Below are 22,444 nucleotides of genomic sequence, written 5' to 3'. Positions count from 1 at the left end.
TATGAAACCTACCACGTTAATACGCGTTACAGTGCTATGCGTCAGCGCCGTATTGGCCGGTTGCAGCGCCATGAGTCAGAAGGAGTGCCAACAGGCGGATTGGAGCTTGATGGGAGAGGTTGATGCCAGCCAAGGGCGCGCATTTGCAGCCATTGATACCTACCGTAAAGAGTGTGCAGAGCACGATATCCGCCCTGATAGCCAAGCGTATCAAGTGGGTTTTGAGCGCGGTTTAGAGCGATTCTGTAGCCGTAGCAATGGCTTCTATTTTGGTAAGCGCGGTGGCCAATATAAAGGGACGTGTAGCAACCATCATGAGCAGGATTTCTTGGCTGGCTATGAGCCTGGCTTTGAACTTTTCATGATTCAAGATCGCATCACCAAGCTCAACATGGGTGTGCAAAGCGATGAACAGGAAGTGCGCCAGCTGCAGGAAGAGATTGATGAGCGCGAAGCGCGGCTCATTAAAGAGGAACTAACACCCGGTGAGCGCGCTGTGCTGCTAAAAGAGATCAAGGCACGCCATGGGCAGATCTTCCATCTCAAACAAGATTTGCGAGATAGACGCTTGAAGTTGCTGCAGATGCAGCAAGATTTGCGTAAAAAAACACAGCTCGTAGAGCGATAACGGAGACCATCGTGAAGTACATTTCGTTTCAATATCAGGGGCGCGCAGGATTTGGGTGTGTTGATGGCGAACATGTTATCGACCTTACCGGTGTTGCCGACTGCATCGATTTGAAGAGCTATCTGCAAAGCGCCGTGTGGGGAGAAACTGAGCACTTCTCGGCATGTCCTCGGCTATTGCGCGCTGAGGTTGTGCAGCAGCCCGTGATTCCCAACCCAGAAAAGATTCTCTGTGTTGGTTTGAACTATGAGAGCCATCGTTTAGAAACCGGTATGCCTGAGATGGAGCATCCGGTGTTATTTACCCGCTTTGCTTCAACACAGATTGCTCACGGTGCACCAATTGTGCGTCCGCATGTGTCAGAGAAACTCGATTTTGAAGGGGAGTTGGCCGTGATTATCGGGCGTACCGGGCGGCACATCAAAGCGGCCGATGCTGATGCGTATATCGCTGGATATAGTTGCTACAACGACGCTAGTATTCGCGATTGGCAGATGCACACGCGCCAGTTCACGGCCGGCAAGAACTTCGATAGTACTGGTGCGTTTGGGCCGTGGCTCGTTACCCCCGATGAGATGACCGACCTGCCGAATCGTACCGTAACGACTCGCTTAAACGGTGAGATTGTCCAGCATGCGCCCTTTTCTGATCTGATTTTTGATGTGCCTGCACTGATTGAATATATTTCGACGTTCTGTACGCTCCAACCCGGTGATGTGATTGTCACCGGCACGCCAGGAGGTGTGGGTGTTGTACGTAAGCCGCGCTTGTATATGAAGCCCGGCGATGAGATAGCGGTCGAGATAGAGGGCATTGGCGTTCTAAGCAACCCGATCCAACAAGAGCGCTAAGTGCGACTAAAGTCCGCTGCGGTTGGCGCACCAATCCCATAGAATGAGCGGGGTAAGGTATCGCCTTTCTCCCCATCACTCTAAGAATAAGAGCCCAAACTTATGGCCAAAGTGTTGCTTTGGATCGCTGCAGTATCGTTTGCGATCTACATTGTGAAGTCACAATACCTCAGTTCAAAAACCTACGAACCTTTTATACAAGCGTGTGTGAGTGCAGGCAGCGCCAGTGAAGCGCGTTGTACTTGTTTATCTGACTATATCCACCAGCGCTATAGCGATAAAGAGGTGCAAGCGATGATGGATAATCGTATTGCTGATGCGGCCGGACGCCAACAGATCGAACGCGACGTGCGGTTGGGTTCTGAATACTGCGCAGCGCAGCATCCGTCCAACTAGGGTTTACGGAGTTAAGTGACAGGGAGTTGCTTCAAATGAGCTATCGCTGGTGTAAGTGCACGAATACGTTGTGGGCTTTGGTGTTTCTGCTGTTGTCTGGGTGCTTTAACGAGGGCGGTACTGTTCGTTCCGGTATGGCCTATGAAGTAATGAAAGAGCAAGGGGTCTTTAAGCTTGTTTATGTGGTTCCTTTATCTACGAAAAGTAAAATCCCTTATCGAGAAGTAGCGAACAAGGTTCGTGCAGGTGAGCGTATCTGCATAGCTCTATTCTGGGATGAGAAAGAAAATGTACCGCTTTCAATGCCCATGACCGATATGCAAGTGGCCACTAAAGTGGCGCACTATAACCTCAACAAGAACACGGGCTTAGACCGTGTTAGGATTTGCTCTAGTGAGGGCTGTAGTTAGTTTGTGTGGTATTTTTATCGTTCTTGCTGCAAAAACTCCCGCGCCAGATACAAGGCTGCGATGGCGCGGCCTTCGGTAAACTCTTCACGGGCCACAAGCTCATTGATCTGTGACAGCGGCCAGCGCACCACCTCTAAAGGCTCTGGCTCGTCACCCTCCAGCTTACAAGGGTAGAGATCACGAGCGATCATCGCGGTGAGCGTACTGCCCATATAGCTTGGGGAGTTGGTCATCTCTTTCAAAGGATCAAGACGGCGACAACCAAAGCCGATCTCCTCTTTTAGCTCCCGGTCAGCTGCCTGCAAAGGCGTCTCTCCAGCATCAATCAACCCTTTAGGCAGTGTTAGGGTGTAATCTTCAATACCGCCGGCGTACTCGCGAATGAGCAGGAGGTGGTCTTCGCTATCAATAGCAACCATCATCACAGCACCATTGCCACGTGATGCAAGCCGTTCATAGGTGCGTTCGACTCCATTACTAAAGCGGATCTCTAGCTCTTCCACTTGAAAAAGGCGGCTGCGGGCGGTGGGCGTTACCTTCAAAATCTCGGGCTTCACGGGCATACTAATTAACCGTTTTGTATTGGCTTTAATTTGGGGCTTATTACTTTGATTGTACCTGCTGCGTTGGATTGGTCTAGTATCGATACCGTTTTGCTGGATATGGATGGCACGTTACTCGATCTGCACTTTGATTCCTTTTTTTGGCTCGAGCACTTACCGCTGCGATATGCGGATATTCATCAGCTCGACCCAGCGGAGGCGAAGCGTTGGCTGCATGAGCGCATCATGCAGGAGCAGGGCACATTAAATTGGTATTGTCTGGATTATTGGTCGCGGGAGCTGGATGTCGATATCGTGGCGCTCAAACGTGAGGTGACGGAGCGCATAGCGTTTCGCCCCCATGTTAAGGACTTCCTATCTCAGTTGAAGGTGCACGATAAGCGTGCTGTGATCGTGACGAATGCGCACCGGGGAAGTTTGATGCTGAAGCTTGAGAAAACTGATCTTGCCGAGCGTGTTGATCATATTATCTGCTCGCACGACTATGGTGTGCCGAAAGAGGTGCAAGCCTTTTGGCAACGGCTGCAACAGGAGGAGCCGTTTGATCCCGAGCGCACGCTGCTCGTCGATGATAGCTTAGCGGTGCTGCGTGCTGCGCAAACCTATGGTATTCGCTACCTGCTCTCCATCGTGCAACCTGATAGCCAAAGCCCGAAACGCGAGATTGCAGAGTTCACTGCGATTGATCGGTTCAGCTCGATTACACCCGGAGGAGATGATGAGTGATATGGCTAAAGTCCGTCTGGATAAATGGCTCTGGGCGGCACGTTTTTATAAGACCCGTGGTATCGCGAAACAGATGATAGAGGGCGGCAAAGTGCACTATGAAGGGCAGCGCGCAAAGTGCAGCAAAGCCGTTGAAGTGGGTGCGATGTTGCAGATCCGTCAAGGCTGGGATGAGCGAATTATCGTCGTTAAAGCGCTGTCTGAACAGCGCCGCGGGGCAGCAGAAGCGCAAGCCTTGTATGAGGAAACAGCGGATAGTTTGGCGCGCCGTGAAGAGCATGCTGCACAACGTAAAGCGATGAAGGGCAGTGAGCTCAGCCCTAAGCAGAAACCCGATAAACGCAGCCGCCGTCAATTGCTTGAAGTTAAGGAGCTGCAAAGAGGGTGAAAGGTCCACTTTGGTGGTAGAATAGCGCCTTTGTAGATCGATTATTTTTAGTTAGGTGAGAAACAGCACGTTATGAGCAATCCTGATCAAATTCAGCGCATTCTATTTGATAAACTCGATATTCGCGGTGTTCTTGTCGGGTTAGAAGAGTCCTACCAAGCCGTTTTAGAGCGCCATGACTATCCGAGTTCGGTACGTGACGGGCTGGGTGAGATGCTCGCTGCGGTGGCCTTACTGGGAACAACGCTGAAGTTTGATGGCCGTTTACTCTTGCAGGCTCAAGGCTCAAATAACGTGCGTGTGCTGATGGCTGAGATTAATCATCGCCGCGAATGCCGCGGTATTGCGCGCTACGAAGGCGAGGTGCCCGATGGGCAAGGCGTCATTGATATGATCGGTGATGGTCATCTTGTGATCACGATCGAGCCCGAGGTCGGCCAGCGCTACCAAGGCATTGTCCCGCTTGAGAAGGCAACCCTCGCCGAATGCCTCACGGATTACTTCCTACAATCCGAACAATTGAACACACAGATCCATCTTTCAGCTAATGATAAGCAAGCAGCTGGTTTCCTATTACAGGTGATGCCTGCTCAAGGCACTGCTGAGCTGGATTGGGAACATATTGCGCAGATTGGCGCGACACTCACAGGTGATGAACTGCTAGAGCTCGATAATGAAGCGTTGCTGTATCGTTTATTCCACCAAGAAGAGTGCCGCCTCTATGAGCCAGATAGCATCCAGTTTAAGTGTGACTGCTCACGTGAGCGCAGTGCTAATGCACTGCAAATGATGACACAGGATGAATTGCTAGAAATGCTGGAAGAACAGCAAGTTATTAGCGTTGGCTGCCAGTTTTGCAATGCAAAATATGAGTTCGATGAAACAGACGTTCGCGCTATGTTTAGCGACAGTGCCCATGTGCCAAAATCGGACGAGCTTCATTGATCTTGCAGCCATCTGTGTCGAACGGGCCATACATCGTTTTGTGTATGGCATAAAAATAGAGTTTTTGTGATAATAACGGCCCCCCAACAATAACCAACTGCGGCCTTAGGTGCAGATACAAACGGGGTCTATTGCTTTTCAGGTAACGTTTTTGGCGCCGAGCCAAGGGAATCCAGTAATGACCAAAGAAACTGAGAATACAGTCCATCTTAATCTGAGCCGCGCAGAGCTCGTTGAACATGCCGTTAGACGTGGTGAAGGTACGCTGGCCGATACGGGTGCACTGGTTGTCACAACCGGTAAGCGCACCGGCCGCTCTCCGATGGACCGCTTCATCGTAGAAGAACCCAGCACTGCTGATGTTATCGATTGGGGTAATGTGAACCGCCCGTTTGATGCGGACAAGTTTGATGCGCTGTGGAATCGCGTTGAAGAGTATCTTTCAGAGCAAGAGCACTTTGTTGCTAACGTACACGTAGGTTCGGACCCGAACCACTATCTGCCGGTTAAAATGTCGACGCAAACAGCGTGGCAAAACTTGTTTGGCCAAAACTTGTTTATCCGCCCAGATGAGTTCAACCCAAAAGCCAAAGAAGAGTGGCAGATCTTGAATGCTGCAGGTTTCGAATGTGACCCTGAGCGCGATGGTACTAACTCTGATGGCTGCGTTATTCTGAACTTTGCTAAGCGTAAAGTGCTACTTGCGGGTATGCGCTACGCGGGCGAAATGAAGAAAGCGATGTTCTCTGTACAGAACTTCCTACTACCAGAAAAAGACGTCTTGCCAATGCACTGTTCTGCGAACGTGGGCGAAGACGGCGACACAACGCTGTTTTTCGGTTTGTCTGGTACGGGTAAAACAACACTATCTGCAGACCCTGCACGTTACCTTATCGGTGACGATGAGCACGGCTGGGGTAAAGGCGTTGTCTTTAACCTAGAAGGCGGTTGCTACGCTAAAACCATCAACCTTAGCAAGAAGAACGAGCCAATCATTTGGGATGCGATCCGCTTTGGCGCAATCGTTGAAAACGTGGCGCTAAATGAAGCTCGTACAGCTGACTACGACGATACGTCTCTAACTGAGAACGGCCGTTGTGCATACCCGCTTGAGCACGTTGAGAAGCGTACTGAAGAGAACATGGGTGGCGAGCCAAAAGCGATCGTTTTCCTGACTTGTGACCTTACAGGTGTTCTGCCACCGGTATCTATCTTGAGCAAAGAAGCGGCAGCTTACCACTTCTTGTCTGGCTACACGGCGTTGGTCGGTTCTACTGAAATGGGCTCTGGTGGAGGTATTAAGTCTACCTTCTCTACTTGCTTCGGTGCGCCATTCTTCCCACGTCCTGCACGTGTTTACGCTGAGCTGCTGATGAAGCGTATCGAAGAGTTTGGCTCACAAGTGTACTTGGTTAACACTGGCTGGACCGGTGGTGCTTACGGTACGGGCGAGCGTTTCAGCATCCCAACAACACGTGGCATCATCGCTGCAATTCAGAGCGGGGCGCTTGTCGGTGCTGAAACTCAGCACCTAGAAGGCATCAACCTGAGCGTACCGACGAGCGTACCAGGTGTTGACTCTACACTGCTGAACCCACGCGACACGTGGTCTGATAAAGGTGCATACGATGCGACAGCACGTGACCTAATCGGCCAGTTTGTAACAAACTTCGAGAAGTTTGACGGCGTATCTGAAGAGATCGTTAAAGCGGGCCCTAAAGCCTAACAAGGCCGGAACCGCGATAAAAAAAAGCCCCAATCATTGATTGGGGCTTTTTTGTTGGTGCGCAAACCGCATAACGGCGGCGTAACCTATTAGCTAAACGTGAACTTGATATCCGCGTTTTTCAGGTAATCCGCCTCCTGCTCGAGCTCCATATGCGTGAGTGGATGCATATCTAGCCAGCCATCTGGGAAGCGTAGGCTTAATTGCTTGCTCTCTGCTTTTAGGTCGAAGGCCGGAAGCCTTGCGGATGAGCGGCTACGATTGAGCACAACGGCCAAGCGCAACAGCACACAAAGCCGCTTAAAGGTTTCCTTGCGTGCGTCTGGGAGCTGCTTAAACTCTTCGCGCGGGAATTTGCGGCGATTACCGCGTACCAAAAATGACAGTAGTTGCTGTTCAAGGGCGGAAAAACCGGCTAAATCCGAATGCTGCAGCAGGTAGGCGCTGTGCTTATGAAAGCCGCTATGAGCAATGGTGAGGCCAATCTCATGGGTGCGCGCAGCCCAGCTCAGCATGTCGTGGTGTGCATGTCCTGTTAATGCCCAACTCTCTTTAACCTGTGCAAGTGCTAACAATGCGGTGTGTTCAACACGCTGAGCGTGCTGCTCATCAACATGGTAGCGCTGGCTTAGGGCGGAGATAGAGCGCTCGCGCACATCCTCGTGGTTTTTACGCCCTGCCATGTCATAAAGTAAGCCTTCGCGCAGAGCTCCCTCTGAGAACGCCATCTCCTCAATGCCAAGAGACTCAAATAACGCGCTCAGGATGGCGAGACCTGCGGGCAGTATCGCGGTGCGTTCGGGTTTGACGCCGGGAATCTCCAGTGCGTCGATATTCTCGAAAGAGAGAATTTTCTCGCGTAGCTGCTGTAAGCTTTTCCGAGTAATCAGCTCATCACTAAAGCCGCATTCGATCCCTGCATTGCGAATCGCTTTGATCGAGCCGGATGAACCCACACAGCTCGTCCAGCCCGTTTCTAGGTAGCGCTCCCGGATAACCTGTAGTTCGCGCAGCGCGCCGTACTCAGCTTGCTTGAAGTTCTTTTCCGAGAGGACACCATCAGTAAAGTAGCGTTGGGTAAAGCTCACACAGCCCATGTGCAAGCTCTCCATCTCGAGGGGAGTAAAGCGCTCCCCGATAATGCACTCTGTACTGCCGCCGCCGATATCGATCACTAAGCGTGCGCCGGGAGTGTTGGCGAGTGTATGCGAGACACCTAGGTAAATTAATCGCGCTTCTTCTCGGCCTGCGATAATTTCGAGCGGGACATTCAACACCTGCTCGGCTGCATCGGCAAAAGCGTTACGGTTGTTTGCCTCGCGTAATGCGTTGGTGCCAACTATCTTGATGGCATCGTTAGGGATATCGGCTAGGCGTTGTGCAAAACGGCTTAAGCAGGCTAAGCCTCGCTCAAAGGCTGCTTCGTCAAGCATACCGTCTGGGCCGATACCCGCCGCAAGCTGGACCTTCTCCGACATAATGTCGATCGTAGTCAGTTCGCCGTGGGCAAGCTTAGCCACTACCATGTGAAAGCTATTTGAACCAAGATCAATGGCTGCTAGGAGTGAATCTTCGGCAGCTAAATCGGTGTTGTTTTCGTTATGTAACATTCCGTCAATCTTCTACCCGTAAAACTAGTTCGTAGAGTACCAGATACCCGGGTCGCAAGCAGTGATTTACAACATTCATCGATCAGGATTCACACTTTTTTCTGGTAGGTGGTATGATCAACGGCAGTTTTAAAGCGCCTAAGGGCGATGTGAACAAGCCTTGTACGATACCGTTTGCATATTTCAGTTGTCATTGAGAGTGCTTGATTTGACTCAAGTCGCCCCCATGATAACGGTGTATGTAATTTGGCATCGGCAGCCTTTGCAGCTGTAATTAAGTGGCGGGACTTATTCACACCTCCCTTTTTCGGTGCATTTGGAGAGAGAATCAATGAGCGAAAATATCGTAAATGTAACAGATGCATCTTTTGAAGAAGATGTCCTTAAGTCGGAAGGTGCAGTTCTAGTTGATTACTGGGCTGAATGGTGTGGTCCTTGCAAAATGATTGCTCCAGTTCTGGAAGAGATTGCAAAAGACTACGAAGGTCGTCTTAAAGTATGCAAGCTTAATATCGATGAAAATAGCGAAACGCCGCCTAAGTTTGGTATCCGCGGTATTCCAACATTGATGTTGTTTAAAAACGGCAATGTAGAAGCGACGAAAGTGGGCGCATTGTCTAAATCTCAATTGGCAGCTTTCGTAGACGCGAACCTGTAATTGAGACATACGGAGAAGAGGTGTTGACTTGAAACACTTTCTTCTCCTTTTTACTAGACACCGGTCAGACAACCTTTTATATTTAAGCCGCTGGTGTTATTGCTCACTATATAAACACCTCGAAGCCAAATTTCACCTTGGCTTTTGAATTTACCGATACAGTTTCACTATCAAGCATCAGAGCTATGCTCCAAATGGCTCCAGATCGCGTAAATTGTATTTTTATTAGTCCGTTTAGATTAATTTCCTAACTCCTTCAAAACAATCGCCTCAATCAGGCATTCACTTCAAAGCATATGAATCTTACCCAATTAAAAACTAAAAGCGTTCCTGAGCTTCTCGAAATTGCTCAAGAGATGGGCCTGGATAACTTAGCCCGCTCCCGTAAGCAGGATGTGATCTTTTCGATCCTGAAAAAACATGCCAAAAGTGGTGAAGATATTTACGGCGATGGGGTGCTGGAAATATTGCAAGACGGCTTTGGCTTCCTGCGCTCTGCTGACTCCTCTTATCTAGCGGGCCCAGATGATATTTATGTGTCCCCAAGTCAGATTCGCCGCTTCAACCTGCGCACAGGCGACACCATTGCCGGTAAGATCCGCCCGCCAAAAGATAGCGAGCGCTACTTCGCGTTACTGAAGGTCAATGAGATCAACTATGACCGCCCTGAAAATGCGAAGAACAAAATTCTGTTCGAAAACCTGACACCTCTATTTGCGCAAGATCGTCTGCGTATGGAGCTGGGTAACGGTAGTACAGAGGATCTGACAGCCCGTATCCTTGACCTGGTTTCGCCGATGGGTAAAGGTCAGCGTGCTTTGGTTGTATCACCGCCTAAAGCTGGTAAAACGCTGATGCTGCAAAACATTGCCAATAGCATTACGCGCAACAACCCTGAGTGCCACCTGATTGTTCTACTCATCGATGAACGCCCGGAAGAGGTAACCGAGATGCAGCGCACCGTGCGCGGCGAAGTGGTTGCTTCCACCTTTGATGAGCCGCCAGCACGCCACGTGCAAGTGGCTGAGATGGTCATCGAAAAGGCTAAGCGCCTCACTGAACACAAAAAAGATGTAGTAATCCTGCTTGATTCGATTACGCGTCTGGCGCGTGCTTACAACACCGTGATTCCATCATCCGGTAAAGTACTCACCGGTGGTGTGGATGCTCATGCCCTTGAGCGTCCAAAGCGTTTCTTTGGTGCTGCGCGTAACATCGAAGAGGGCGGTAGTTTAACCATTATTGCGACAGCGCTCGTAGATACCGGCTCCAAAATGGATGAAGTTATCTTTGAGGAGTTCAAAGGTACTGGTAACTCTGAGGTGCACCTAGATCGCCGTGTTGCTGAGAAGCGTGTCTTCCCTGCGATCAATATCCGCCGCTCTGGTACACGTCGTGAAGACCTGCTGACGAGCGAAGATGAACTGCAACGGATGTGGATTCTGCGTAAGTTGCTTGATCCAATGGAAGATGCCGCTGCGACCGAATTCGTCATCGATAAGCTGAAAGACTTTAAAACGAACGATGAGTTTTTCCTTTCGATGAAACGAAAATAACCACAGTTACGTATCAAAAGGGTGAGCTTATGCTTGCCCTTTTTTGTTAATAGATCGCCTGTCCTAGGCGCTACTAAACAGGTAATACGAAACCCCATGGCGACCCCCAAATATAAAGACCTGCGCGACTTTATTCAGATGTTAGAAGCGCGCGGTGAGCTTAAGCGGATTAAGCAAGAGATCGACCCCCACCTAGAGATGACAGAGATTAGTGACCGCACGCTGCGCGCGAAAGGCCCTGCCCTGTTATTTGAAAACCCCAAAGGCTACGACTATCCGGTGTTAGCAAATCTGTTTGGAACACCGGAACGTGTGGCGCTGGGGATGGGGGAAGAGAGCGTCTCGGCGCTGCGTGATGTTGGCAAGCTACTCGCACAGCTCAAAGAGCCAGAGCCACCCAAAGGGATGAAGGACGCATGGGAGAAACTACCGATGTTCAAGCAAGTGCTGAACATGGGGCCAAAAGTGGTGCGTAACGCACCATGCCAAGCGAAAGTGTTTGTTGGTGATGAAGTCGATCTGACCAAGCTACCTATCCAAACCTGTTGGCCGGGTGATGCTGGTCCGCTGGTCACGTGGCCGTTGGTCATTACGCGAGGTCCGGGTAAAGAGCGCCAGAACTTGGGCATCTATCGACAGCAACTGATCGGTAAGAATAAGCTGATCATGCGCTGGTTAGCTCATCGCGGCGGTGCGCTGGACTTCCGTGAATGGAAAAAAGCTCACCCGGGTGAAAACTTTCCGGTTGCGGTTGCGCTCGGTGCTGACCCTGCAACGATCTTGGGTGCAGTTACCCCCGTGCCTGATACGCTCTCTGAGTACGCTTTTGCTGGGCTGTTACGCGGCGGTAAAACAGAAGTGGTTAAGTGTCTTGGTAATGACTTGCAGGTTCCGGCGAGTGCGGAATTTATTTTAGAGGGGTATATCGCGCCAGACGAGATGGCTGATGAAGGCCCCTTTGGAGATCATACTGGCTACTACAACGAAGTGGATAGTTTCCCCGTGTTTACCGTGGAGCGCATTACCCAGCGCGAGCGTCCGATCTATCACAGCACTTACACAGGACGCCCACCTGATGAGCCCGCGATTCTTGGGGTTGCGCTGAACGAAGTGTTTGTGCCGATTCTGCAAAAGCAGTTTCCGGAGATTGTCGACTTCTACCTACCGCCAGAAGGGTGTTCCTATCGAATGGCGGTGGTCACGATTAAGAAGCAGTATCCGGGGCATGCAAAACGCGTCATGCTGGGTGTGTGGTCGTTCTTACGCCAGTTTATGTACACCAAATTTGTGATTGTCTGTGATGACGATGTGAACGCGCGTGATTGGAACGATGTGATTTGGGCGATCACGACCCGTATGGACCCGCAACGCGATACAGTCATGATCGATAACACCCCCATCGATTACCTTGATTTCGCGTCGCCAGTATCTGGCTTAGGTTCTAAAATGGGAATGGATGCGACCAATAAATGGGAGGGTGAAACCACCCGTGAATGGGGCGAACCAATCACCATGGATCCTGCGGTTAAAACACGAGTGGATGAGCTGTGGGAGAGCCTTGGCATCTTGAATGATGCCTAAAGTACCACTAAATGTGTGGTTGAATGATATGGCGCAACCTCTATCATGCAACCCGCAAGAGACATTACTCGAGGTGCTTGAGCGGCTCGGTTACCGTATGCGGCGTAGTTGCCGCAACGGTGTATGTGAAATATGTGAGTTTACCCTGTTAAAAGGACAAGTGAGCCAGTCTTACCCTGCACAAGAACTCTGCGTTGAGCCATTAGATCCGCAGAGTCGCATTTGCGGTCTGGCCTGTACCGCCGTCCCTGTCACCGATATTTGGGTAAACATTGATGGGCTGAAACGCCCCGGAGAAGTGATCTTGAAAAGATTAGTATGTGATGTTGAGCGTGTTGAAAAGCTCAGCGGCGATGTTTACCGCGTCACGTTGCTGGCGCCACCTACAGCCTCGCAAGCGGTTGAGTTCCATGCTGGGCAGTATTTAGAAATTGTTTTACCCGATGAGCGTAAAGCGGCTTTTTCAATTGGCAGTGCGCCAGAAGCAGGTCGCGAAATAGAGCTGCATATTCGTCAAGTGGCCGGCAGCGATGTGGCTTCAGCGATCATTGAGCAAATAAAAACGTCAGCGCAGATCACTGTTGAGATGCCTAAGGGTGACTGCTTCCTGCAAGCTGCCACGCTAGCGCCTGAGCAGACAGTTATTTTGGCGGCTGCCAGTACGGGTTTCTCGCAGATTAAGAGCATGGTTGAGCACCTGATCGCTGCTAACGTTACCAACCCTATCCATATCTACTGGGGTGCGCGTATCGCGGCTGATCTATACTGGCCGGAGCTGCCTCTGGAATGGGCGGGCAAGCACGATAATATTGTTTATCATCCTGTCGTTAGTGAGCCAGGTGACAGTTGTGGTTGGACTGGCCGTATTGACTTGCTGCCGGATGCGATCAAAACAGACTTTGATAGCTTCGAAGATACTGTTGTCTATGCCAGTGGCTCACCCGCCATGGTATATGCATTAGTGGATAACTTGGCGGAGAAGGGCTTGCGAGAGACGCAAGTGCATTCGGATGTTTTCGCTTACGCACCGCGTCCAGAAAAGAAGTAAACCGCGACTCAAGTGACTTGAATAGCAAAGCCAGCCATCGTGCTGGCTTTTTAATGGCTGGCGTTCGGATAAAAGACTAGCGCTTACAGCAAGTACTCGCATATATGATCGCGTACGAATAGGATAAACAAGGCTATAGAGTGGTTTTGCAAGGAGGCTGAGGTTGGCTAGCGAGCAGAAGTTTGGTTGGGATGAGCTGAAAGAGCGGCTGCAACCAGTGTTTGAGAAGAACCCTGATCTGATGGTTCAGTTTGCGGTGCGCAGTGCGTTGCGTGCTTTTCCGTCTATTTGTGAAGATGGAAGCATAGTATTTGGAGAAGATCACCAACGCCATACAGTAGCGATTTTCCGAGCTGTATTTTTAGCGAACAGTGACGAGGATATCTCCCCCAAGGCTATCCGCATTGCCGCCGCCGCTGCCGACGCCGTCGCTTCCGCCGACTCCTACTTCGCTACCGATTCCTACTCCGCCGCCGCCTCAGCTGCCTCAGCCGCCTACACCTACGCCTACGCCGCCGACGCTTCAGACGCCTACGCTTACGCCTCAGCTGCCGCCGATGCTGCCTCTCCCTCGGCCGCCTACGCCTACGCCGCCGATGCTGCCGCCGATGCTGCCGCCGATGCCGCAGCCTCAGCCGCCTCAGCCGCTTCAGCCGCCTACGCCCCCGTTGATCTAGCTTCGGTTGAACGAGGTGAGTCGTTAGAGCATCTTGATATTTGGCCCTCGGGCAAGCCAGAACAATGGGAAAGGCTAAAAAACGACCTATATCGAGCACTGGATGGGATAGGTTTACCCGAGATAGCGCGTGATCTGGAGCGGGTTTATAGCCACGGAATTGGTGCGCTGAAGGATGAGCCTTGGGATAAATATGAAGGCCTTTGGCAAAAACTGGAGGCCGAATATCAGGCCAAAAAGGCAAATCAGTCTGATGCAGAGCCGCCGGAAGAGCTGTTAGCAGAAAAGAGTGATGGGGCTGCTGCCAGCCTAGAAACTGAAATGCTTTTGCTCTTCCAGCCACCAGCACGCCTGCAAAGTGAAGGCCCCTCCGATAAAGACCATCTAAACCGCGAGCCTCTGGCTGAAGCGATGGTGCAACGGCTAAACGATAAAGACAGCTCCGAACATCTGACAATCGGGCTTTTTGGCGACTGGGGTGTTGGTAAGTCGACTTTTATTAATCTGCTGAAAAGTAAGTTGAATAGCAGGGAGCCGATAGATCATTTTCAGGCTTTTCGTGATGCTAATACGCGCGTTCGTTGGCGTTCTTTAGCTAAGGCGATTGATCGTGATCTCGTCCTGCCTCGCATCGATTTTGCGCAGTGCGTTCGCCGATGGTGTTCGTATTTTCCTAAAGGCCGAAAAGCAAAAACTCCAGAATATCTTTACGGCGAATTTAATGCCTGGAGTTATGAGCACTGCGGCAATATTCAGGCAGGATTAGCGCAGGAGTTTGTTAAAGCCTGTGTAAAAGGTATGCATCCGCTAAGTCGTTTTACGCTGACAGTAAGGTATGCGTTATACGCTAACCCTAGATCGGTACTGTATATCCTAGCGGCTTCACTTGGCTCCTTTTATCTCTTTGAGTTTACCAGCGAACTTAATTTACCGACCAATTTTCAGGACGCGCCGGGATATATTGGGGTTGCGACGTTCGCCATATTAACATTTCACCGGTTCAAGAAAATTCTGGCGCACCCCATGGCTAATGAATTGAAAACCTATTTGCGTCTCCCTGATTTTGGCGTAGACCTCGGTAAGCTGCCGGTGATGCGGGAAAACATCGAAGCACTGGCTAAAGCGCGATTACGCCCGGATCTGCGTTTGCTGTTTGTGGTTGATGATCTCGACCGTTGCAGCCCGGAAGGGATAGTGAAAACCTTTGAGGCGGTGCGTTTGGCGATGGAGCTGGAAAACGTCGTGGTGGTTATCGCCATCGATCAGAGAATCGCTCTGGCCTCTTTAGCGCTGCACTACGAGAGGCTCTCTAAACACCATCATGCCGATCCGATCGCTATTGCCCGCGATTATCTGGGCAAAGTGGTGCATCTGCCACTGACTCTTGATCCACCGCCGCACGATGATGTTGCGAGCTACCTGCAACATCACCTTTGGGCAGGCAGTGCCGAGCCAAAAGAAGAACCGGAGAATGTTAGGCCCGATATCGAAAGCGATGACCAGCCATACGGCACTGGTGAGCCTGCACCCCCAGAGAAAGACGACGTTAAGCACCAAAACAGCATAGCGGGTGGCGGTGCTGATGAGCCATATGTAAACCCTATGCTCGACTTGCCCGAAAGGCCGTCTCCTGAACCGCAGGAAGAGATACGAGATGGCCTGAGCGATGCTCAGAAACAGCAGTTTATTACATGGGTCGAGCGCCTGAACTTAAGCAACCCGCGCCAGCTAAAACGCCTCGACAATGCCTATAATCTGCTGCGTCACCGCTACGCGGATGAGGACAGGGCAGGGTCGCATCCTCGCTTGGCAATGCTGCTGTTCCTCGAATATCTGGGTGAGAAGCCGGCAGATAAGCGTCAGATGCTTACGTCGGTGCTGCTCGGAGAGGCGGCTGATGAAGATGGCGATCTGCACAGGCTGCGGCCATCTTCTGCTGATCAGGCTTGTATCGATAATATTCGCTCTGAGCTGGGTAAATCGGTTGAAGCCATCTATAAACAAGTCAATCCTTTCGTATTGCCGGCTATCGAGATGGAAAGCCTAGCTCAGCCTGTGTTGGGTGTGATGCCAGATCAGCAGCAGGAAAAATCAACAGAAGGAGCAAAGCCAAAAAATAAGCCAGCTGAAGGAGAGGACTCTCATAAGACGAGTGCCGAAAGTTCAGATAGTGCAGGTAGCTCAGTTGAAGCTGAAGGCGATAGGGAAGATCAGGCAGAGGAAGTGACCGAAGCTGGTTCTTAAAATGTGTGTTTACGAGGATCGTTTTTTAGAAAAGTACAGTGGGGAGTTAGTGCAAACTGCAGGTTCTGCGTGAAGTTATTCTCTTGGAGGATTAGCTTTGATCTTTGGGTGTCTCTTAGTCGCAGCTGCTTGGCATTGCTAATGCTTCTTGGTGTTGGCTGCGACAAAGCATCTGCTCTGAGCAGGAAATGATAGCGTCTGGTTGTGATCATCTCTGCAGACAGCTGATCAAGCCATTTATCAGACACAAAAAAACCGAAAGTCATTTGACTTTCGGTTTTTTAATGCCTCAGCTTAGAGCAGTGAACTTAAGCCGTTGCTGCTTTTGAGTCCGTGGTAGCGGCCTCTTTGCCCTCTTCAGCGGGTACTTGCTCCGCTTCAGGTGCAGATTCTGCTGGCAAATTGCCCATCGCAAAGTTGCGGCTCTCTTCCATCATTGCCTTGGCTTGCTCGGATTCGCCCGCTTGCAGTAGCTGGTTGATCAGCTCTTGGTAAGCATCGGTAGACTTCTCTACAGCGAGGCTTGCTTGAGCGTACTCAACGGCTTTACCAAACTGCTCATTACGCGCACTTAGGCGTGCCAGAGCAAGTTTGAGGGCGGCGCTATCGGCATGTTTTGCTTCCCAAGATTTGGCCGTATCAAGTTGCTTGTGGGCATCAGAGCCTTGCACTTGGCCGTAAAGCGTTACTAGGCTTTCATCCCAGTTCTTCTTAAGTTGGTCTTTCAAGAACGCTTCTGCTTTATCTTCAGAGCCAGCCTCAATCAGCAGTTCTGCATAGCGGCGAACCAGTGGTTCTTCGCTGGATAGCTTGCTTGGGATCGCTTTCCACTCTTTGTTTAGAGCTTGTAAGCGTGTGCTATCGTCTGCCTCAACAGGTAGTGCAGGCAGCACATTACCTAGCATGTTGGCGTAGCATTGCTGCTCAAGTGTGGCCATTTCGTCGTCTTCAAGCACTTTGTGCTTACGCAGTTCAGGTAGCAACGTTGTTAGGCTGCTCCAGTCGCCAAGCTTGAGGTAAACCTCTTTCAGCATTCGCATGATGTAGGAGTGCTTTGGCGCTAATCGACGCAAACGTAGCAGTGTTGCTAGAGCGGGGTCGTATTGGCCACGCTCTAATTGGATTTGCGCTTGCGTGACACCAATCGCCAGCTCTGCCTGCGGTACGCTGGTTAGGGCTTGCTGTAGCAACTGATCCACTGCTTTGTCTTCGCGTTGCTCGTGTGCAGCGCGTGCAGCGGCAAGATAGTTCACCAACGGCTGGCCTGAAGTTTCAGCGGCTTGCGTTAGCAAACGCTGTGCTTTCCACCAGCGGCCTTCCGATAGTGCGAGTAGACCTTTAAGCGTTTTGCCTTGGCTGCTCGCTTGCTGGCGGCGCTGACGCCACTCACGAATTTTGTGAGTAGGAATGCGCGCTTTAAAGAACAGGTTAACGGCCCAGTGCAGTGCCAAAAAACCAACAGCGGCGATCACCAATAGCACCCATAAGCTGGTTTCAATACTGGTTTCGCTATAGGTAATGAGCACATAGCCTGGATCTTTGACCATTTTTTCGCCGATCCACGCGCCTGCTGCGAGTACGATAAGCAGGAGCAGAAACAGTCTTTTCATTATGCTGCTCCTTCTTCCTTCAGCTTAGTCATCTGCTGGAGGTATGATTTCAGCGCATTAAGCGAGCCACTGATATTTGGCAGCTCAGGTGAAATCTGCAGTGATTTTAGCTCGTTGATACCGCGTAATAGTGCTTGTGTGGTCGCGTCTTTCTCTTCGAAGTAGGTCGCGATCCACTTCTCGGCTTTGTCTAGGCTGCGGATAAACGCGGCTTGCTCTTTTTGCAGCAAAGATAACTGTGCTTGTTCAAGCATCAGGTGCAGGTTTTGCTGCAAGTAGTAAGTTTGTTCAGGTGATAGCAGCGGCTCGATTTTTTCGTCACGGTGTTGAATAACGACGAGCTTCTCAAGCTTATCAACGGCTTTAGCCCAAGACTCTTTCAAGCCCTGTGCCCAGCTTTCACTAACAGACTCAGGTGTGATCTCTTCGATAAGCGACGGTAGCTTGTTCTTATCGGTGATTGGGATCAGGCGCAAGTTATCGACCTGCTCATTCAGTGCTGCGAGTTTCAGGTAGGAGCCTTCCAGATCAAATGTAGGAACGGCTTCTAATGCAGCGATGTCAGAAGCGAGCTTTTTACGCACATCGTAAATAGAGACATCATCCGTCTCCTGCAAAATCTTGTCAGCTGACTTGAGCAGCGCAAGTGCACCGACTGAGGTGTTTTCCATCAAGATGCGTTGATTAGCCAAGCGCAGCAGGTATTCGACCTCTGCAAGCAACCAGTCTTTACGGGTGTTGCTCTGCTTCGCCATCACTTGTTGAATACTAGCGGTGAGGCGCTGCTGCAGCTCTTCGATACTCTTCTGCTCTTTGGCAGACTGGTTTTGCAACATCGTCAGGTTTTGGTTAACCGAGTTAACCTGTGCATTAACAACAGATTTGGTATCAGCAATTTGAGTCTTTGCTGATTCCAGCGTGCTTTTCACATCGCTCTGTAGTGCACCAATCGCGGCTGCATCAGATTGTTGTTTCTGCATGCCTTGCCAGTACAGGTATCCGCTGCCACCTAGTGCAATCAGGGAGATAACCAGCGCTAACTTACCCGGCCAAGTTGCACCTTGGTTTTGCGCAGCTGGGGCTGCAGCAACAGGAGCAGCTGGTTGGGGTGCAGGTGCGGATTTTTCTTCGGGCTGCTCTGTTACTTCAGGTGACGCTTTCGCAGCTTGTGATTTTTCCGATTGCTCGCCAGTAGAGGCTTTTGTTGCTTCAGTTGAGGTTTCTTTTTCAACTGAATTATCTACAACGTCTTTATTGTCTTCAGTTTTTTTCTCGGTTTTTTTCATTGGGTACAGTCCGAGTTGTTGGCTGTTTGGAGCGCGTTTACCATCGCTTGGTCGTCAGGTCCTTGCGCTACGTGGATGTTAGTAAAACCTAGCTCTCGAGCGGTTTCAGCGACACGCTCACTGGGTACCACAAGGTAGGTAGCTAGGAGTGAATTAAGGCTGAATTCGCGCTGCTGATTCTGCGCCACTTTAACAAAGTTGCTGAGTGCTTCGCCACTGGTGATCAGAATAGCGGATGGCGTAGGGTTATAAATAGTACTTTTGATATGGTCTGCATCGTAGTGTGGGCAGGTTCTATCATAGAGGTTAGCGTACTCAACTTGCGCTCCGCGTGCGGATAAGGTTTCTGCCAGTGTGGCGCGACCACCTTGGCCACGCAAGATGAGAACGCGTTTGTTTTCGAGCGATTGCAGCTCTGGAAGCACCAGCATCGCTTCGGAATCAAAGCCTTTGGCAGGCACCGCTGCGTCGATGCCACCCGTTTCTAGCACCGCTGCGGTACGTTTGCCAATAGCAAACCATTGAATACCCACTGGTAGTTGTGGCCAGTAGGTGTCGATCCAATCCAATGTGATCGTTGCTGCATTCGGGCTCACACAGATGACGACATCGTAAAGATCCAGATTCATCATCTGCGTTTTAATGTACGGGTAGCGTGCATCCGCTGGGGCGACCGGTGTGATCTGCAATGCAGGCAGATGCACAGGGTCTGCGCCGGCGGCTTTCAACAGCGCGATTTGATTGGCGCTTTGATGGGTGGGGCGTGTGACTAGCACACGCTGGCCATCAAGCACTTGCCTGCTATTTAACATCACGGCCGTAGACTTCGCTGAGGATCTGATCAGCGCCTGCTGCGAGCAGGTTCTCGGCAACACGAATACCCATCTCTTCTGCACTATCAGGATGGCCGCGCAGCTCGTCGCGCAACACGGTCGTGCCATCTGGGCGGCCCACTAGACCACGCAGGTAGAGCTCGTCTTGTGCGTCATTTAGTGTGGCATGGCAGGCGATCGGTACTTGGCAGCCACCCTCTAAGCGGCGGTTCATCGCACGCTCTGCTGTAACACACCACGCAGTTGGTTGGTGGTGCAAGGGTGCGAGCAGCTCATGCAGTTCTTTGTCATCCACTCGGCACTCAATACCGACAGCGCCTTGGCCACCGGCGGGTAGGCTGATATCTACGGGTAATTCGTAACGGATACGGTCTTGTAATTCGAGGCGAATCAAGCCAGCCGTTGCGAGAATGATGGCATCATATTGACCTTCGTCGAGCTTGCTGAGGCGTGTCTGCACGTTACCGCGCAGGCTCTGAATCTCTAGGTCCGGGCGCAGCTCTTGGATCAACGATTGGCGACGCAGCGAAGAGGTACCTACAATGGCGCCCTGCGGTAGGTCTGCCAGCGAAGAAAACTTATTGGATACAAACGCATCGGTTGGTTTCTCGCGCTCGCAGATGACGGCTAGGCCCAAACCTTCGGGAAACTCCATCGGCACATCTTTCATGGAGTGCACGGCGATATCGGCTTCTTTATTTAGCATCGCGACTTCAAGCTCTTTCACAAATAGGCCTTTGCCGCCGATCTTAGCCAGTGGCGTGTCGAGTATTTTGTCGCCCTTTGTGGTAATGCCTAGTAGCTCAACCTGAATACCTGGGTGGTGCTTTTCCAGTTCTGCTTTAACAAACTCTGCTTGCCATAGCGCTAACAGGCTGCGGCGGGTAGCGATACGCACGACTCGTTTCTGCATAGAGGTTTCCTGAATCTTATTCCTTTTTGCCTTCTGGCGTGATGACGCGATTGTAACAGATTTAGGGGTGTAAGCGGCTGTGCTTTCTAGCTTGATAAGAGTGTAATGGCAGGAAAGCTGATATAATCACGCGATTGTTATGACCAAAAGGGTCATTAAAGATTCAACAGTGAGGTCCTGGATAATGAGCAATAAAACCAACCAGCAGTGGGGTGGTCGTTTTAGTGAGCCAACCGATGAATTCGTGGCGCGTTTTACCGCATCAGTCGAGTTTGATCAGCGTATGTATCGACAAGATATTCAAGGCTCGGTTGCTCACGCCAAAATGCTGACTGAAGCGGGTGTGCTAACAGAGCAAGAGCGCGATGCCATTATCCAAGGTCTGTCTGAGATTGAGCAAGAGATTGAAGCGGGTCAGTTTGAGTGGTCGGTTGCGCTAGAAGATGTGCATATGAATATCGAAGCTGCGTTGACGCAGAAGATCGGTATCACGGGTAAGAAACTGCACACAGGCCGCTCACGTAACGACCAAGTTGCAACGGATATTCGTCTTTATGTTCGTGACGAGATCGATTTTATTCTTGGCGAGCTGAGCCGTTTGCAAACGGGTTTGTTAGATCTTGCAGAGCAAGAAGCCGATACCATCATGCCAGGCTTTACCCACCTGCAAACAGCTCAACCGGTAACATTTGGTCACCACCTTTTGGCGTGGTTCGAAATGCTGAACCGCGATTACGAGCGCTTTGTGGATACGCGTAAGCGCGTCAATATTATGCCACTGGGTGCGGCAGCGCTGGCGGGTACAACGTATCCGATTCAACGTCAGCTGACATGCGAGCTGTTAGGTTTTGATGCGCCTGCCGAGAACTCACTAGACGCGGTGTCTGACCGTGACTTTGCCATCGAATTTTGCTCCGCGGCAAGTCTGTTGTTGATGCACATGACGCGAATGTCTGAAGAGCTGGTGCTATGGACATCCGCGCAGTTTAACTTTATCAATCTGCCAGACCGCTTCTGCACAGGTTCCTCCATTATGCCGCAGAAGAAAAACCCTGATGTGCCTGAGTTGGTGCGTGGTAAATCTGGCCGTGTCTATGGCCATTTGATGAGCTTGCTCACACTGATGAAGTCTCAACCGCTGGCCTACAACAAGGACAACCAAGAGGATAAAGAGCCACTATTTGACGCAATTGATACGGTTAAAGGTTGCCTGCGTGCGTTTGCTGATATGGTTCCGGCGTTGGAATCACGCAAGGCTGAGATGCGCGAGGCTGCGCTGCGCGGTTTCTCCACCGCAACTGACTTAGCAGATTATCTTGTGCGTAAAGGTATGCCGTTCCGCGACGCGCATGAAGTGGTTGGTAAATCTGTGGCATATGGTATCGAGACGAGTAAAGATCTAGGTGAAATGACGCTAGCGGAGCTGCAGCAGTTTTCTGACACGATTGCTGAAGATGTCTTCGATGTCTTGACGCTGGAAGGCTCCGTTGCAGCACGTGATCATATCGGCGGTACAGCGCCTGCGCAGGTGCGAGCAGCAGTGCAGCGAGGCAGAGCCCGTTTGGCTGAGCGCAGCTAAATACTGCAGCGATACAAATGAGATCTAAAACGGGCTGCGGCCCGTTTTTTGTTTAAGTGGTAAAAGCAGGGAGCGCTGTATAAACTGTAATCGATTACGGACAAATAAACTGCGAGACGTACTGGGTGATAAAAAAAGCGCTGTCGGCTATCGGTATTGTGCCGGCTAAAAAACTAAACCCCGAACAGGAATTGTTGCTTATCCAAGCAGTTCTGGC

At 50.9% G+C, this 22,444-nt stretch carries 20 protein-coding genes; 14 read left to right on the top strand and 6 right to left on the bottom strand.

Translation table 11 applies throughout. The features are described 5' to 3' along the window. Position 1: 1 nt before the first annotated feature. The 4 genes from E4L36_RS16320 to E4L36_RS16305 all read left to right on the top strand — a co-directional run bounded on the left by E4L36_RS16320 (position 2) and on the right by E4L36_RS16305 (position 2,285). Positions 2 to 628 (top strand): DUF2799 domain-containing protein, encoded by a 627-nt coding sequence (locus E4L36_RS16320; RefSeq protein WP_169051569.1) that lies wholly within the window; start codon positions 2 to 4, stop codon positions 626 to 628. Positions 629 to 639: 11 nt separating this feature from the next. Beyond that, positions 640 to 1,479, top strand: a complete 840-nt coding sequence (locus E4L36_RS16315; protein WP_136681474.1) for a fumarylacetoacetate hydrolase family protein — start codon at positions 640 to 642, stop codon at positions 1,477 to 1,479. 102 nt (positions 1,480 to 1,581) lie between these two features. Then, positions 1,582 to 1,875, top strand: a complete 294-nt coding sequence (locus tag E4L36_RS16310) for a hypothetical protein (protein WP_127695032.1) — start codon at positions 1,582 to 1,584, stop codon at positions 1,873 to 1,875. A 35-nt stretch (positions 1,876 to 1,910) separates the two neighbouring features. Then, positions 1,911 to 2,285: a hypothetical protein gene (locus E4L36_RS16305; protein ID WP_136681473.1), complete on the top strand. Its 375-nt coding sequence runs from the start codon at positions 1,911 to 1,913 to the stop codon at positions 2,283 to 2,285. A gap of 14 nt (positions 2,286 to 2,299) precedes the next feature. On the opposite strand, the gene nudE is transcribed toward E4L36_RS16305, so the two are convergent. Next, entirely contained in the window at positions 2,300 to 2,848 is a 549-nt protein-coding gene (gene nudE, locus E4L36_RS16300; RefSeq protein ID WP_136681472.1) for an ADP compounds hydrolase NudE, read from the bottom strand. 45 nt (positions 2,849 to 2,893) lie between these two features. Here nudE and yrfG point away from each other — a divergent pair, with 45 nt between their 5' ends. From yrfG to E4L36_RS16280, 4 genes are all read left to right on the top strand, one after another. Beyond that, the gene (gene yrfG / locus E4L36_RS16295; RefSeq protein ID WP_276606075.1) at positions 2,894 to 3,574 is read left to right on the top strand and encodes a GMP/IMP nucleotidase; all 681 of its coding nucleotides are present in this window, start codon (positions 2,894 to 2,896) and stop codon (positions 3,572 to 3,574) included. Between the two features lies 1 nt (position 3,575). Continuing rightward, positions 3,576 to 3,962 (top strand): ribosome-associated heat shock protein Hsp15, encoded by a 387-nt coding sequence (hslR, locus tag E4L36_RS16290; RefSeq protein ID WP_240770879.1) that lies wholly within the window; start codon positions 3,576 to 3,578, stop codon positions 3,960 to 3,962. 72 nt (positions 3,963 to 4,034) lie between these two features. Continuing rightward, the gene (hslO, locus tag E4L36_RS16285; RefSeq protein WP_136681470.1) at positions 4,035 to 4,907 is read left to right on the top strand and encodes an Hsp33 family molecular chaperone HslO; all 873 of its coding nucleotides are present in this window, start codon (positions 4,035 to 4,037) and stop codon (positions 4,905 to 4,907) included. Positions 4,908 to 5,085: 178 nt separating this feature from the next. Continuing rightward, positions 5,086 to 6,633 (top strand): phosphoenolpyruvate carboxykinase, encoded by a 1,548-nt coding sequence (locus E4L36_RS16280; RefSeq protein ID WP_127695037.1) that lies wholly within the window; start codon positions 5,086 to 5,088, stop codon positions 6,631 to 6,633. A gap of 89 nt (positions 6,634 to 6,722) precedes the next feature. On the opposite strand, the gene ppx is transcribed toward E4L36_RS16280, so the two are convergent. Further along, the gene (ppx, locus tag E4L36_RS16275; RefSeq protein WP_136681469.1) at positions 6,723 to 8,243 is read right to left on the bottom strand and encodes an exopolyphosphatase; all 1,521 of its coding nucleotides are present in this window, start codon (positions 8,241 to 8,243) and stop codon (positions 6,723 to 6,725) included. A gap of 331 nt (positions 8,244 to 8,574) precedes the next feature. On the opposite strand from ppx, the gene trxA reads away from it, so the two are divergent. The 5 genes from trxA to E4L36_RS16250 all read left to right on the top strand — a co-directional run bounded on the left by trxA (position 8,575) and on the right by E4L36_RS16250 (position 16,006). Beyond that, the gene (trxA, locus tag E4L36_RS16270) at positions 8,575 to 8,901 is read left to right on the top strand and encodes a thioredoxin TrxA (RefSeq protein ID WP_127695039.1); all 327 of its coding nucleotides are present in this window, start codon (positions 8,575 to 8,577) and stop codon (positions 8,899 to 8,901) included. Positions 8,902 to 9,197: 296 nt separating this feature from the next. Next, the gene (gene rho, locus E4L36_RS16265) at positions 9,198 to 10,457 is read left to right on the top strand and encodes a transcription termination factor Rho (protein ID WP_127695040.1); all 1,260 of its coding nucleotides are present in this window, start codon (positions 9,198 to 9,200) and stop codon (positions 10,455 to 10,457) included. A gap of 96 nt (positions 10,458 to 10,553) precedes the next feature. Then, on the top strand, positions 10,554 to 12,038 hold the full coding sequence (gene ubiD / locus E4L36_RS16260; RefSeq protein ID WP_127695041.1) for a 4-hydroxy-3-polyprenylbenzoate decarboxylase: 1,485 nt from the start codon (positions 10,554 to 10,556) through the stop codon (positions 12,036 to 12,038). A gap of 28 nt (positions 12,039 to 12,066) precedes the next feature. Then, complete coding sequence (locus E4L36_RS16255; RefSeq protein WP_240770877.1) at positions 12,067 to 13,086, top strand: 2Fe-2S iron-sulfur cluster-binding protein; 1,020 nt, start codon at positions 12,067 to 12,069, stop codon at positions 13,084 to 13,086. A gap of 163 nt (positions 13,087 to 13,249) precedes the next feature. Then, on the top strand, positions 13,250 to 16,006 hold the full coding sequence (locus E4L36_RS16250; RefSeq protein WP_169051568.1) for a P-loop NTPase fold protein: 2,757 nt from the start codon (positions 13,250 to 13,252) through the stop codon (positions 16,004 to 16,006). A gap of 308 nt (positions 16,007 to 16,314) precedes the next feature. On the opposite strand, the gene E4L36_RS16245 is transcribed toward E4L36_RS16250, so the two are convergent. From E4L36_RS16245 to hemC, 4 genes are read right to left on the bottom strand one after another with little or no spacing between them, the layout of a single operon-like run. Further along, positions 16,315 to 17,616 carry a heme biosynthesis HemY N-terminal domain-containing protein gene (locus E4L36_RS16245; protein WP_136681468.1) on the bottom strand — a complete coding sequence of 434 codons (1,302 nt, stop codon included), beginning with the start codon at positions 17,614 to 17,616 and terminating at the stop codon, positions 16,315 to 16,317. Next, the gene (locus E4L36_RS16240) at positions 17,616 to 18,902 is read right to left on the bottom strand and encodes a uroporphyrinogen-III C-methyltransferase (RefSeq protein ID WP_136681467.1); all 1,287 of its coding nucleotides are present in this window, start codon (positions 18,900 to 18,902) and stop codon (positions 17,616 to 17,618) included. Before E4L36_RS16240 ends, E4L36_RS16245 begins: the two co-directional genes overlap by 1 nt. Continuing rightward, entirely contained in the window at positions 18,899 to 19,714 is an 816-nt protein-coding gene (locus E4L36_RS16235) for a uroporphyrinogen-III synthase (protein WP_136681466.1), read from the bottom strand. Before E4L36_RS16235 ends, E4L36_RS16240 begins: the two co-directional genes overlap by 4 nt. After that, positions 19,704 to 20,648 (bottom strand): hydroxymethylbilane synthase, encoded by a 945-nt coding sequence (hemC, locus tag E4L36_RS16230; protein ID WP_127695045.1) that lies wholly within the window; start codon positions 20,646 to 20,648, stop codon positions 19,704 to 19,706. The genes E4L36_RS16235 and hemC overlap by 11 nt, the downstream gene beginning before the upstream one ends. A gap of 184 nt (positions 20,649 to 20,832) precedes the next feature. Here hemC and argH point away from each other — a divergent pair, with 184 nt between their 5' ends. Then, positions 20,833 to 22,227 carry an argininosuccinate lyase gene (gene argH / locus E4L36_RS16225; protein WP_136681465.1) on the top strand — a complete coding sequence of 465 codons (1,395 nt, stop codon included), beginning with the start codon at positions 20,833 to 20,835 and terminating at the stop codon, positions 22,225 to 22,227. Positions 22,228 to 22,444 lie beyond the last annotated feature (217 nt).

The sequence above is a fragment of the Neptunomonas sp. XY-337 genome (assembly GCF_004959845.1).
GTDB classification, from domain to species: Bacteria; Pseudomonadota; Gammaproteobacteria; order Pseudomonadales; family Balneatricaceae; genus Neptunomonas; species Neptunomonas marina.
Note: the sequence above shows the minus strand (reverse complement) of the source record. Positions and strands in the feature narration are given on the sequence as shown.